Here is a 14564-nt window from a genome sequence, read left to right on the forward strand (position 1 = left end):
GGGGCAAGTTATTTATCGATAACTTTTTGGTTAATCAACAGACGTGCTATTATTTAATATTAAAATCATCGTTCATTTTAGGATTAAATGGTTGAGATTTTTCTCTCTTTCTTTAGGAAGGTGAGAAAACCATTTGAACGAAATAATGTAGGAATAAGAATAACCCCAAGGATTACGCTATTCCCCCTGGGATTACTACATCTACAGGTCAGCGAGGAGATGTCACCGAAATAAACCATGTATCGGCTTGCCGCCGCTCAAAATCAATAAACAACGAACAAGATTAGTTATCAATGATGTTTATATTGTAATTTTCTAACCACATGTTAATTTGGACAAGGTGGGCGATGAGTTGGGGGCCTGTCATAAGCTGACCGAACCAAGGAGTTTTGAATGAGGATCCGTCTGAATCGATGATGTCCATTACTCTTTGTTTTGAGACGAGCTCTAGTAGTGGAGATGTTTTATTATCTAGGATATTATTTAACTTAGCCTTAACTAGGTTCATATATGTTTGATGATGAGTTTTAGGATACGGACTCTTTTTCCGGTAAAGAATTTCATTAGGAAGTACTCCTTCTAAAGCCTTTCGTAATATCCCTTTCTCTTGGCCATTCAGCATTTTCATTTCCCACGGTATATTCCAGGCATATTCAACAATGCGGTGATCAGCGAATGGAACCCGTACTTCTAAACTCGCTCCCATACTCATACGATCTTTTCGCTCCAAAAGCGTTGACATAAACCAAATCATATTTAGATAAGACATTTCCCGGTGCCGTATTTCAATTTGGGTTTCTCCTCCTAAACGAGGCACTTCACTAATCGTTTCGTTATAACGATCCCTCACATACCCTTCTAAATCGAGTTTCTTTTGCCAATGTGGAAGCAATAGCTGCTGTCTTTCCGCTTGGGACCGCATCCACGGAAACTCATTTCCATTCAGTAATTCTTCTTTATAAAACCATGGATACCCTCCGAAGATCTCATCTGCACACTCACCAGACAAAGCAACAGTGTAGTCTTGTTTTATCTGATCGCAAAACCATAACAATGATGAGTCTACGTCTGCCATACCAGGTAAATCTCTCATCATGACTGCTTCTTCCAACAGGTTTGCGAGTTGATCATTATTAATAATGGCCGAGTGATGATTAGAGCCCAAATATTGTTGCATTTTCTGTATCCATGGTGCATCTTGATCAGGCTGAAAGGAACTCGCTTTGAAATATTGATTGTTCTGCTCGTAGTCAATGGAGTAGGTATGAAGAGAACCGCGTCCCTCTTTTTTGAAAAATTCTGAAGCAAATGAACTAATCGCGCTCGAATCAATACCCCCAGATAAGAAAGTACAAACAGGTACATCAGCGACTAACTGGCGCTCAACGGCATCCTGAACAAGAATTTTCACTTGTTCAGCCGTCTCATCTAACGTATGATGGTGCTTTTTGCTTTCTACGTTCCAATAACGCCAAATCTTCAGTCCATTCCGATTATAAGTCATTGCATGCGCTGGGCGAAGTTCATTAATGCCCCGAAAGACGCCATGACCCGGAGTCCGGGAGGGTCCTAATCCAAACACTTCCTGAAACCCCTCCCTGTCCACTTCACTTTTCACCTTAGGATGTGCTAGAATCGCCTTGATCTCTGAACCAAACAAGAGCGATCCGTTCTCTTCACGGTAAAATAGCGGTTTAACACCAAGACGATCTCGTGCCATAAAAAGCTGCTCCCGATGTTGATCCCAAACAGTAAATGCAAAAATTCCATTTAGATGCTTTACACAATCTTCTCCCCACTCGATATATGCCGTTAGTAACACTTCAGTATCGGAATAAGACTGAAATGAATGCCCTCTTTTTAGTAATTCCTTTCTAATTTCTTCAGTATTATAAAGCTCTCCGTTATATACGAAAGTAAAAGTATTACTGTTTTTTTCTATTGACATCGGCTGAATACCTCCGGCAGGATCGACAACTATAAGCCGTGTATGACCTAGTAACAGATGACGCGAACTCCATACATTCGAAGCATCCGGACCTCTCTTCGCCAATGTATTTGCCATCTTTTCCACAATGAATACTTGTTGTGTCAAATCTTGATGCCAATCAACCCATCCCGTTATTCCACACACTAGCGATCACTCCTTCTCATTAGAAATTTTTCTATTAGCTTCTTTTAACCATCCACCGCATTATTAATATTGCGACAAATATTGATCGCGTTCCCATGGGTGTACATGTATCCTATACATATCCCATTCTTTTTCTTTCGCTGCTATAAACCGTTTCAACAAATGGCTTCCTAAAGCATGAGTAATCACTTTGTCTGCTTTTAAATTTTTTAATGCCTCAGCTAAAGTAGCCGGTAGATCAATTATTCCGTTTGATTCCCGCTCTTCTATTGACATCACATAGATATTTTGGTTAATTGTTTCAGGAGGTGTTAATTTATTTTTAATACCTTCTAATCCCGCAGCAAGCAGGACAGCCATGGCTAAATACGGATTTGCAGCAGGATCAACACTACGAACTTCTACACGTGTACTCAACCCACGTGATGCCGGGATTCGAATAAGTGCACTTCTGTTTCTTGCTGACCAAGCCACATAGCATGGCGCCTCATATCCGGGGACTAATCTTTTGTAGGAATTTACGGTGGGGTTTGTTATAGCAGTAAAACCCTGAGCATGTTTCAGAATTCCTGCTACAAAATTTCTTGCAGTTTCACTTATTTCTAGTGAATCGTTTGGATCATAAAAAGTATTTTCACCATTTTTGAATAAGCTCAAGTTACAATGCATCCCCGATCCGTTTATGCCAAATAATGGTTTAGGCATAAATGTCGCGTGCAGCCCATGTTTGCGGGCAATTGTTTTAACGATAAGCTTAAAGGTTTGAATATCATCACAAGCTCTAATGGCACTTTGATATTTAAAATCAATTTCATGCTGACCGGGTGCTACTTCATGATGGGAAGCTTCAATCTCAAATCCCATTTCTTCCAGTTCCAATACGATATCACGACGGCAAGTTTCTCCTAGGTCAGTCGGTGCAAGATCAAAATAACCGCCATTATCATTCAACTCCAGTATTGGTTCACCCTTATCATTGAGTTTAAATAAGAAAAATTCAGGTTCAGGACCAACATTGAAATCAGTAAACCCGAGTTCTTTCATTTCGTTTAAAACCCTCTTAAGATTATTTCGAGGGTCACCTTCAAATGGTGTTCCATCTGGATGATATATATCACAGATGAGGCGCGCGATTTTTCCTTTCTCTGTTGAAAAAGGAAAGATCATAAACGTATCTAAATCTGGATATAAATACATATCCGATTCTTCAATACGTACAAATCCTTCAATTGATGAACCATCAAACATCATTTTGTTATCGAGTGCTTTTGGCAACTGACTGATTGGAATTTCAACATTTTTAATTGTTCCAAATAAGTCTGTAAATTGCAGTCGAATATACCTTACATTTTGCTCTTTTGCCAAATCTAATATAGATTCTCTATTCATACTTAACCCCTCCCATTCCGTCTAATATCATTACTTTCATCTATCATGGAACCTATAATACAGATGTCTTTATCCAGTTCTCCTTGGCAGATATATGTCGCTTTTCCTCTTTTCAATACGCGTCCATCTTCATCCCAACTTACCGTCAAGTCTCCACCAGGAAGATGTACTGTGATTGGAAGATGTCTGTCAACCATATCGTTTAAGGTAGCAGCCACTACTGCAGCGCAAGCGCCTGTTCCACAAGCCATTGTAATGCCCGATCCTCGTTCCCACACTCGATAATCAATTTCTCGGCTATTTTTGACATGTACAATGCCGACGTTTATTCGATCTGGAAATAAATCGGAATTTTCTATCTCAGGACCTATTTTATCTAACAGAACTTCATTCACATCATCGACAAACATGATCGCATGTGGATTCCCCATCGATACACAAGTTATGCGATACACTTCACCTCTAAATGAATGCGGTTCATCTATCGCAACCGCGAATGGATCTCCTTGCATCGGTATCATATTTTTTAATAGTTTGGGCTCTCCCATATCGACAGTTACATACTGCACGTTTTTTTCATTGTCTACATCCAGTTCTACGCTCACTACCCCACCCAATGTTTCAATTGTAAAAGGGGATGTTGTAGCGTACTTTTGATCAAAAAGAATCTTTGCTACACAACGCAAACCGTTGCCACAATTCTTCGCTTCCGATCCATCCACGTTAAAAATTCTCATTTGAAAATCTGCTATATCCGAAGAGCCTATTAGGATTATGCCGTCAGATCCGATACCGAAGTTCACATCAGAGACTATTTGGGCAAGATAATTATAGTCTTGATAGACCATTTCAGTTTCTAATTGATTGAAAATAACATAGGAGTTACCCAATCCATGCATTTTAGTAAACAACAACTTTATCCCCCCTTAAAAGATGAATTTGGATGTACTCAACCTTGCTTTGATTTCAGTGATTACTCGTTGTTCTTCTTCCACTCCATTCGCTTGAAACGTAACCGAAAATCGCACATAGTGTCCGGCATCATCCCATGGAACGCTGGATATTAAATGTTCACGTAATAAATACTGGCTAAACTCTTCCGCAGACTTAAATTGAGGACCGTCTGCTACCGCTTTTGGTATCTTGGTATATAAGAAAAATGCCCCGTTCGGTTTTTTAACATTAAAGCCGCACTCACTTAATACTTTTGTCAAATGATCGTGACGCCGTGAATACTTCGCGGCAGTGAGTTCTGTAATCTCTGGTTGAGAAAGAGCAAATGCCGCTGCTTTTTGTATGGCGATAAATTGACCAGAGTCAATAGTGTCCTTCACAGTCTTAATCGCATTGACAAGTTTCGAATTTCCCGCTATAAACCCAATGCGCCAGCCTGTCATATTGAATGATTTCGATAAGGAGTGAAGCTCTATTCCCACCTCCTTTGCCCCGGGTACAGAAAGGAAGCTTAGCGGCTTTTCATCATCGAATACGAGAGCAGCATAAGAGGCATCGTGCACAACGATCAGTTGATTTTTCTTTGCAAATTGAACTACTTCCTCAAAGAATTTCGCATTTGCAACAGCTCCTGTTGGGTTGTTTGGATAATTCAAGTAAAGTAGCTTCGCTTTCTTCAAAATCCCCTCACTCAATGAATCTAGTTTTGGCAGAAATGCATTTTCCTCCAATAACGGTAGATGGACAACTTCTCCTCCGTAATACTCTGTGTGGGTACCTAAAATGGGATAACAGGGCGATGGCATAAGTGTAATATCACCAGGATTGATGAAAGCTGTAGGAATCATAGCCAATGCCGACTTTGACCCGATTGAATGGTTAATCTCTGTTTCTGGGTCAAGATTATTCACTCCAAATACATGTTTCATATACTTTGCGGCAGCATGCTTCAATTCAACAATTCCATTATCCGCATACATGCGATTTTCAAGTTTCTTTGCTTCGTCCTCCAATATTTTCACAACTGCTTTATCTGCCATTGCATCAGGCTCACCAACTCCAAGATCGATCAATTCCATCAGAGGATTTGCCAGCAAGACCTCTTTTTTCACCCTCTTTATTCTTTCGAATTTATAGATTTCTTCATTCAAGCCAAATTGTTTTCCACCTAAACGGTCTGCGAACAATTGTTGTATATAATCAGTTGACATATCCATTCCTCCAAAACAGTAAGGCCATCCTGCTCAAGGTGGGCTCATTGAATATCATAGCCGCATCCTTACCTTTTTGAATTGCCCAAACTAACCCTGCATCCGCTCTTCTCCTGCCGATATGGGCGAACCCTTCAAGCAAAGTTAAGGTTTGAACGGCAATTGCATCGGATTTATCGCCTTTTATATTCGCCAGTATAGTAATTCCGCAAACAGCGTGTTCAAACTGAGGATCGTACATACCCTGTTTTTTCTCCATATCTTTTCCATTTGAAACTCTCCTCTGCTGCTTGAATTCAATTTATAATTCTATAATATCGATTTTAAAATGAAATTGATTTAGACTCATTGAATAAACATTTGCACTTTAATGGCAATGACGGAAATTTGCAATAAAAAAACCAAGCAGAAGAGCCTGGCAAGATTATCGGATTTCTGAAGGATTTTTACCTGTGTACTTTTTAAATTGTCTACTAAAAAAATGGAGGTCGCTGTATCCTAGGACACACGCAGTTTCTGTCACTGTCATTCCTGAATAACGCAGTAAATGTTCCGCTCTTTCAATACGTGAACGAATGATATATGATCTAACCGTATGACCAATTATCTCTTTAAACTTTTGAGAAAAATACCTTGGAGAAAGATTAGCTCGGGCTGCTAACCCTCCAATTGAATGCTGTTCACCTGGATGCTGCTGAATATAGTTGGCTATTTCTCGAACAGTTTCCAGCAAGCTATTGCTCGTACAAGTCATTTGCTCTACCTTTTCTTCTGCTTCTCGTAATAGGTTAATCATCAACTGCTTTAGGATAAGCTTTGCTTCTATTTCCATTCCAAATGTTTTCACCAATAACAAGCGAACGTAACGAGTTAACAGTGATTCAAAGCTGGTAGTATTTTCGACTAGCCGATGAGCAATGGGGACCATCTGTGGTGATTCATTTACGTCAAAATGAATATAGGTTACTACTAGGGGGTCCTGGGGATTGTGCGTGGCTGTTGTTACATCTCCATGTTTAAAAAGAAAACAATGCCCTTTTTGTACATCATAAGGCTTATCGTTTAGTACCAATGTCCCTTCTCCGCTCCAAACATAAAATAAATCATAATTAGAGAACGGTTTATCTCGTTTTTTCCATTGCCAGTTCGGCTCACAATGAATAGTGGCAAATACCGGTTTCAATATAAATTGATCTGGATTCAAATCTAACATGCAGCACCCCCTTATTTTTTCAGCAAACTTTTAAATAGGAATTCTAATAATACTCGTCTATCTTATGTCTATGATTAATCTGATGTAACCATATCCAGTAAAACTTGCTAAAATCCCTATTTTTAGTTTCTATTTCTTATTCGGCGTATACCCATAAACCGTTAGTTGTGATATTTCCTATAGCCTTCAATAATTCGGAACAACACTTCAACTAAAGAAGTGCAATTGCATAATGCCATCACTTCTTCATCACTCACAACCTTCTTCGCAGACTCAAAGTGCGAGTCATCAAAAAGAGTTAGATATAAGCGTTTAAACTGAAATACACTTTCCGTTTATTTCATCTCCTTGAATATTATCAACTCAATTTCTTGAACTTGAAGCGATTCTATCTACCCATGTTTCATTTTTAAAATGCAGAGCCTCATAATCCTCAATTAGATATGACGTAATTTTTCCTTTTGTCTTTAGCCATTCATCAAATATTTTCCTACGTTCCTTGGCATTATAATGCGGACAAAATGTACCTTTTAAGAACCCTAATCCTTCAAATTCCCCATATCCTTTTTTATCCATCTCACTAAAACATGTATCAAACCAACACATAGCACCTGCACTTAAACCTGCCAAAATAACACCCTGATTATAGGCCTTTAAAAGTAATCCATTAAAACCTGTTTCCTTCCAAACCTCGAGCATATAGTGCGTGTCCCCCCCACCAACATAGATAATATCCTGTCTCATCAACTTCTCTCTCACATCTCCAGATCGCATTTCATCCATCGATATATGTGTTGGCTTTTGGTCTCGAAATGCATTATAAAACTTCTCAATATAACCTGGTGCATCCTGGCTCGCTGTTGGAATAAAACAAATATGTACTTTCGCTTTTCCACGTACTAACTGCAATAAGTACTTATCAAGTTGGGATTCTGATTCCATCGAAAATCCCCCTCCCGAGATTGCAAAAATTTGACGATCCATGTAACTCCCCCCATTCTCACATTTAAACGTAGCTATTATTCTATACTTTACCTACTTGTTGTAGAATCACAATAAGAAAAATTCAATTCAGAACAATATTAAATTTCATCGTTTTATAGAGGCGATTTATATCTGGATTTGGATTTAAAGATTCTTTCTTCCCTCACTACGACCTACGCGAAATTCATAAGATAATTCACGTAATTACACTGCTGTACAATGCGATTTAAAAATCCCCTTTTCAGATCCATCTTATAACAATCCAATATTTTATTCATATTTTCTAACTTAGTGTATGCAATAGAATAATAATTCCCATAAAACACAATAAAGATCAGACATTCACGTGGATGTCTGATCTTTACAAGAGTAGTCTCTATTTCGAATAGTTTCGTGCAATGAACCTGCAATTTCACCTATTCAAGGATAATCAATTGCTAAAAATCCCCCACTTAAAGATGCCTTCAAGATAGAGTTAAAGAAAAAATGAGATAACATTAAGCCTTATTCCTGTAAACAAATAGAACCCTAGTATTTTTGCATGTCTGTCTATATTTTCGTGATCAGTTTTCTATTCTTCAATATTACCTATAACAGCAAAAACGAATCAATTATCGTTATGAAATCGTCATAATAATATCTAATTCTTTTAAAAAACCTACTTCAATTATTATACTAAATCCTGAAATAAAAGCCACTGAACTACAATGCCGGTATATTTTAAACTTTTCGCTCAAGACATTGATAAACAGCCATCATATCTCGCTTATTCAACTCACGAATACGCTTAAAAATCAGAAGATCTGCTATAGGATCAAGATTTAAGCTGTCAGTAACAACATCACTTACATTGCCAGTTAGCCATGTTTGCACGTCTATGCCCTCGACGATTTCCTTACGCCCTTCATCATTGATACCACTTGCATAACAACTAACACATGGTACCGACAGTTTATAAACGCCATCATGGAGTCCATCCTCCGATATTACTTTCTTCCCTTTACAGAATGGGCATGGATGACTTGCTTTAATCTTATTAATTAGGGTGACAATTTTTTTATAACCTAACGCTTCATAGACATACGTCAGTTTTTTGTATTTTCCATTGGTGAAATACTTATCAATGATGGTTTCTCTCGTTTCAGTGATATTGGCAAAATCACAGATTGTGATGCGATTATTAGTGCTGATTGCTTCGATATTACCACTAATATTGTCCCAGAATGGCAGGGCATTTTGTAAAACGATTTCATAGTGGGCAAAGCTTGCTAGCTCTAGTTCAAGAACTTTTAGCGCGGCTTGTGTTTTCCTAGGTAGTAAAGAGACATCTTCCGTCAAAGTCATATCCCCGCCAACAATAGATTTCAATTTTACCAGTTCCGGTAACGCTCCTACTGTTTTCAATACTTGATCAAGCGGCTGCTTTATAATTTCACGAATATCTGTATCGCCAAATTTGAGCTGTTTATGATGGTTTAACACAGACCCTTCGCAAATTGGACATGTAATTCTCTCTTTAGACGCTTTCATATGCTCTTTAATAATCGATTTCGAAATAAACATATACATCCCAATAATGCTATTAAAGCCTTGCCATGTTCTCTGCGTCTTGGCCGCTTTATCATAAAATGACTTTTCCAAATACCCGTATAAAAAGGTATGCTTTTCTTCTTCTGTCATCTCATTATAACTTTTACTCATATCGTGTCCGAGTTCATTTTTAATCTCACCAAAAATGAATTCCAATCTTGAATATTGATAATGTTTTAATACCTCCATCACATCTGGATGCAATAGACCATCCCAGAATGGAGCGTTTTTGTCTTGAATCACAACATCTATATCAAACTTTTCAATAATCCGGCGGCCAGAGCAACTTGGACAATGATTGTCTTGATTATAGAAATCGAAGCTCTGCGTATTTTTATTAGTCGGATGAGCAGCCACAATATGGTTGATCAATCCACCAATTTCATAGAGAAAACTATATTGACTATACAAGTGCCGTTCCAGATCAATGGCGATAACGGGCGCAATTGTATCGGATTCGTATTCACCATATATCAAACGTGCCATTGATGATAAGCTTTTTAAGATGCCTCCCTTATAGACGTTTTCCGCATTTTTAAAGTAGGCAATCTGATTTTCGTTTAAATACTTAATGCCGTGTTGTTGATTAATAGTTGAAGAAATTTGCAATGGAGTAACACTATCCGCATGGTTTTGTTGTTGATAATAATCATCATGACTGACAACATCCAGATGTTGAACAGGTGCAAGCTGCCTTTCGCCAAAATCGATGATGAAATCAGAGTTTTCTATCATATAAGGATTATGTTCAATCATTATCATTGAGACAGATTCATCCTGCAGAACGATCCTGACACTATCAATGAATTGATTTAAAATATTTTGTGATAAACCTTTTGAAGGCTCGTCAAAAATAAAGAGCGTATGTGGGTTTCTTGAGTTGGCAAACAGCTCAGAAACTAAATGGACACATTGAAATTCACCAGTTGATAAAGACTGTGTTTTTCTTTCCAACGTCAAATAACCCAGTCCAAGTTTGATCAATAAGCTCAAGCGTTTATGAGCGATGTCTTCATTTGGCAGTTCTTCAATAATATCTTCAATCGAGCGCTGAAAAATATCATCAATATCCTCACTATATTTTGTGAGTTTCTTTTTAATATCAAGAAAAGTCGCGACTGTTGACCGACTGGTAATCGATTGGTTTCGATTTTGCCCCACCATTACTAATTTATCTTTTGGATATCGCTTCAGAAAATCTTTGGCTATACATTCATTGACAAGTGTAGATTTACCACATCCAGACTCCCCCGTAAAAGTGACAATTCTATTTTGGGGTAGCTGAATTTCAGCCATTTGGATATTACGACAGTAAAGATCATGAAATTGATAATATTCTTTTGGCATTGCCTGATTTCGTTCCCAAGCAATAGGTTTTGGACGTGGTGATTCTTCAACAATTTTTCCGCCGTATTTCCCACTACCAGGTCCAAAGAACAATTGCTCATCCGTTGTGTTAAGCACCGTGTCTGAATGATCAATGAGCCAAATTTGATTCTTATAGCCTAATTGTTTAATCTGTTCTAAAATTTTCAATAGTGTTTGGTGATCAAGACCCACGGAGATTTCATCAATAATAATAACGGTATTTTCACTTGTTGCCATGAATTCTGCCAAGTAAAGTCGTGTTAATTCTCCACCAGATAATGTACCCATAATGCGATTTAATGATAAGTAACCAATATTCATATTGATAATATTTTTCAGAATATGTTGTTTCGCTTCACTAATATGTAATTCTTCTCTTAGGGAAAGAATCGATTCAATGTTTAAGTTATTGATGTCGGAAATACTATGTGATTGACCCAATAATTCTATCTCATATTGCTCAACGTCTGGATTATAGCGCCTTCCCTCACACTTTTTACATTCGACATTTTTGGTAGTACCTCGTCCTTTACAGGAAGGACACCAACCTAATTCATTGTTAAAGGAAAAAACTTCTGGAGAAATAGTGAATTTTTCAGCAAGCGACTCACGAATCTCTTTAAAAACGCCCGTATGGGTACCAATTGTCGAACGTGGATTAGAAGAAATAGCTGATTTTCCAAGAAAAAGTACTAGCGGCATTTCCTCCATTTTAATGGCACTGAAATTGGTTTCCATAATAGTGGGGAATAAATACTGATATTCAGCCTTTGGCAATAAGGAAACGAGACGCTTCTTGGATTCTTCACCAATTGTTTGACTAAAGGTTGTTTTACCAGAACCAGATAAACCAGCAATTCCTAGTGATTTATCTACTGGTAGTACTGTATCTAATTTGTTAATATTGTTCGCAATTAATTGATTTATTTTCATATTTATATCATCTCCATTCTCTATATTCAGTATTACCATGTTAGTAAAACTTCAAATGAATTTGTTGTGTTTTTTAAAAATCATATAAATGCTTCTTCAATCATCCTGCTACGTTTGCTAAATCACCATTTTCACAAAAAATGTTCGTTAACTCAATCCATTATTCCATTAAAAATGACGCTTTCCGTATTGCGGAAAAGCGCCCGATTGTAGAATATCGTTTAAAGAATACTGGCTGCACTAATACTCCAGATAATTGTTCGTTTATTTTTAATTTCTGATATCCCATAAGGTCAGAAATTAGAAGAGAGCCTTTCTTGCCTCTGAAATACGCTCGATTGTTGAAGAATGGTTTATTTGTATAAAACGATTCCAAGTAATAATTATCAAATTCTATTTGATTGCTAAATTCAATGACCCACTCAAAAGCTTGGTCCTGAAAAGCAGTCATCATAAAGGATGAAGAAGTCATTTTTACAGTTCTGCTAATACTTTTTCGAGCTGGTCCCCGATATTCATCCAAGCATATTTAGCTCCCTCAAGGGCTCCCTCGCGAGTTCTTGTTTCTTCACTAAATCCAGTTTGATCGAGATGTAGATGGATAGTTCCATCTGAACCTTTTTTCAAAGTCCATGTAACAGTAGTGCTTTCTCCGGCACTTACCCAAGTGTAAGATAATATATGAGGCTCGTCCACTTCGAGCACCTTACCATCTACAATTCCATCCCACCATTCGGAAGGCTTTGCCCTAAACTGAAATTCATGTCCCACGACTGGTTTAAAATCATTATCCCATACCCATTTCACAAGAGTATCCGAATTTGTTAAAGCGTTCCACACCTGCTCGATTGAACTTTCAAATTGTAAATCTAATGATACATCTGATTTCATTTTTTCCTCCAATAAAAGATTTATTTTCACGATTCTTTCTGTCTGGAAACCTTTGTAAAAAGAAACCCAATCTTGAAATTCTTTCAACGGAGTGGCATTTAATCGATTCCTCGATTCTCTACCAACCCTTCGAGCAATTACGAGATTAGCTATCTTTAAGGATAGCCAAATGCTTAGAAACAGCTATACGTCCTATTTGAAAATGAACCATTTCCTCATTTAAGGGTACTCTTCAGCACTAGGCAACAGCATCTTAAACATACCTCACTTGACTTACCTTATTTAAAACCACCCCCACCTTTTCATAACTATTTCATCTAATGTCACCGATTATACTTCAAAATAACCTAATAAGACAGCTTTTGTTGTCTTAATAAACGTCAGAAGCAAGCTTTTCACCTTTAAAGTTATTTCCGTTATATGGTTTAATTCATCATATTCACAATGAATAGTAGTTTTTTTCGTAATATCCAGTAAATAGACGGTCCCTAGTCGATATACTTCATCGATAGCTTGATTTATATCAGGCTCTTCTAACACCTTTAACATTTAAACTAGATATGTATAATCAATGCGACGATTATTTGGATCTACTATAGCTGAATTACGGTTACCCTTAAATGGATTTTTCATATTTAGTTAGCTTATTTTAATACAATTTAGCCATTTCATTCAATAACTTGTTCATGGTTCCCTATTTTGAAGATCGTGAAAATCATCACACCTATAATGATCAATAGTCCTACCAATGCCGGAATAAAGTTATCAAAAACATCTACTGTTAATCCAATGAATGCAGGACCGAGAGCCCCGATTAGATAGCCACCGAATTGCATCATCGCAGACCACGATACTGTTTGTTCACTATTTTTCGCCTCTTGAATAGGTAAAAGCAACGCCAAAGGGAACAAACCACCAGCTCCGATACCAAGGAAAACTGTCGCTACCCATGGAGAGAAATGAAGCAGCAAAATCAGAATACCTATTATTTCCGAAATACTACAGCATAGTAACCAAATTTTTCTATTCCCTGTTTTACTAACGAGTAGAGGTATTAAAAAGCTTACGGGAATTTGGATTACTGTAAAAAGAGTCAGAATCAAACCTGATTGAGAATAGCTGAAACCCATTGATTGTACGATTGGAGCTAACCAAGCTGTTAGTGAATAAAAGATAGCCGCCATGCACCCAAAAAGCGACATGAATAATGTCACTCTTTTATTTTTCACAAATATATCCGACATAGGCAAGGTATCTGTCCTCTTTTCCACTTTTGTTAGAAGTGGAATAAGTAGTAGAACTGCAGGAATCCCTAATATACTCCAAAAACTTAATGCGTGTTGCCAAGATTCATTCATCCTTTGGTATAAGGGCACAGATAAACTAGATGCAACCGCCGCACCAATCACCATAGACACAGAGTAAACCCCCATAAAGCCAAGATTATTGGGAAAGTATTTTTTTATAAACCCTGTAATTATTGGTCCAGCAATACCTATCCCAATCCCCGATAACAAGGCTGTCGCAAACAATAGGAAGCTATTAAGAACAAATATGCGAAGGAATGTCGCAACAACAATCAAAGCCATTGCTATAAGCAAAGACTTCTCCATTCCTAAAAGACTATTTAGCTTAATAGCCAAGATTGCAAATAGACCCATACAAAAAACAGGTAGTGCAGTTAACAAACTAGCTGTCACCCCACCCATCCCTAAATCCATTTGGATGATATCAAGTAAAGGCCCAATAGAAGTAATGGACGGCCTTAAGTTCAAAGAAACAAAAAATATAATCATCATGAGATAAACAAAACGCAAATGAAACATCCCCTTCTTCACCATTGCATTTATTGTATATTCTCACTTACAATAGTTCAATACTGTTAATTCTATTCAAA

The 14564-nt window shown here is 37.5% G+C and carries 11 protein-coding genes; all 11 read right to left on the reverse strand.

The window, feature by feature from the left end:
• Positions 1-283: 283 nt before the first annotated feature.
• A complete protein-coding gene (gene asnB / locus FQ087_RS05805) occupies positions 284-2134 on the reverse strand; it encodes an asparagine synthase (glutamine-hydrolyzing) (protein WP_149579559.1) in 1851 nt (616 codons plus the stop codon).
• Positions 2135-2197: 63 nt separating this feature from the next.
• Positions 2198-3523, reverse strand: a complete 1326-nt coding sequence (glnA, locus tag FQ087_RS05810) for a type I glutamate--ammonia ligase (protein WP_149579560.1) — start codon at positions 3521-3523, stop codon at positions 2198-2200.
• A 2-nt stretch (positions 3524-3525) separates the two neighbouring features.
• Positions 3526-4437 carry a diaminopimelate epimerase gene (dapF, locus tag FQ087_RS05815; protein WP_304624658.1) on the reverse strand — a complete coding sequence of 304 codons (912 nt, stop codon included), beginning with the start codon at positions 4435-4437 and terminating at the stop codon, positions 3526-3528.
• Positions 4438-4449: 12 nt separating this feature from the next.
• Positions 4450-5694 carry an LL-diaminopimelate aminotransferase gene (locus FQ087_RS05820; protein WP_370456035.1) on the reverse strand — a complete coding sequence of 415 codons (1245 nt, stop codon included), beginning with the start codon at positions 5692-5694 and terminating at the stop codon, positions 4450-4452.
• The gene (locus FQ087_RS05825) at positions 5678-5947 is read right to left on the reverse strand and encodes a hypothetical protein (protein ID WP_149579562.1); all 270 of its coding nucleotides are present in this window, start codon (positions 5945-5947) and stop codon (positions 5678-5680) included. Before FQ087_RS05825 ends, FQ087_RS05820 begins: the two co-directional genes overlap by 17 nt.
• A 165-nt stretch (positions 5948-6112) precedes the next feature.
• Positions 6113-6901 carry an AraC family transcriptional regulator gene (locus tag FQ087_RS05830; RefSeq protein WP_149579563.1) on the reverse strand — a complete coding sequence of 263 codons (789 nt, stop codon included), beginning with the start codon at positions 6899-6901 and terminating at the stop codon, positions 6113-6115.
• 363 nt (positions 6902-7264) lie between these two features.
• Positions 7265-7885 (reverse strand): Type 1 glutamine amidotransferase-like domain-containing protein, encoded by a 621-nt coding sequence (locus FQ087_RS05835; protein ID WP_149579564.1) that lies wholly within the window; start codon positions 7883-7885, stop codon positions 7265-7267.
• 720 nt (positions 7886-8605) lie between these two features.
• Positions 8606-11776: an ATP-binding cassette domain-containing protein gene (locus FQ087_RS05840; RefSeq protein ID WP_149579565.1), complete on the reverse strand. Its 3171-nt coding sequence runs from the start codon at positions 11774-11776 to the stop codon at positions 8606-8608.
• 160 nt (positions 11777-11936) lie between these two features.
• Positions 11937-12299 carry a hypothetical protein gene (locus FQ087_RS05845; protein ID WP_149579566.1) on the reverse strand — a complete coding sequence of 121 codons (363 nt, stop codon included), beginning with the start codon at positions 12297-12299 and terminating at the stop codon, positions 11937-11939.
• Complete coding sequence (locus tag FQ087_RS05850) at positions 12251-12667, reverse strand: SRPBCC family protein (protein ID WP_149580776.1); 417 nt, start codon at positions 12665-12667, stop codon at positions 12251-12253. Before FQ087_RS05850 ends, FQ087_RS05845 begins: the two co-directional genes overlap by 49 nt.
• A gap of 668 nt (positions 12668-13335) precedes the next feature.
• The gene (locus tag FQ087_RS05855) at positions 13336-14493 is read right to left on the reverse strand and encodes an MFS transporter (protein ID WP_255452162.1); all 1158 of its coding nucleotides are present in this window, start codon (positions 14491-14493) and stop codon (positions 13336-13338) included.
• Positions 14494-14564 lie beyond the last annotated feature (71 nt).

Source organism: Sporosarcina sp. ANT_H38 (genome assembly GCF_008369195.1).
In the GTDB taxonomy this organism is placed as follows: Bacteria; Bacillota; Bacilli; order Bacillales_A; family Planococcaceae; genus Sporosarcina.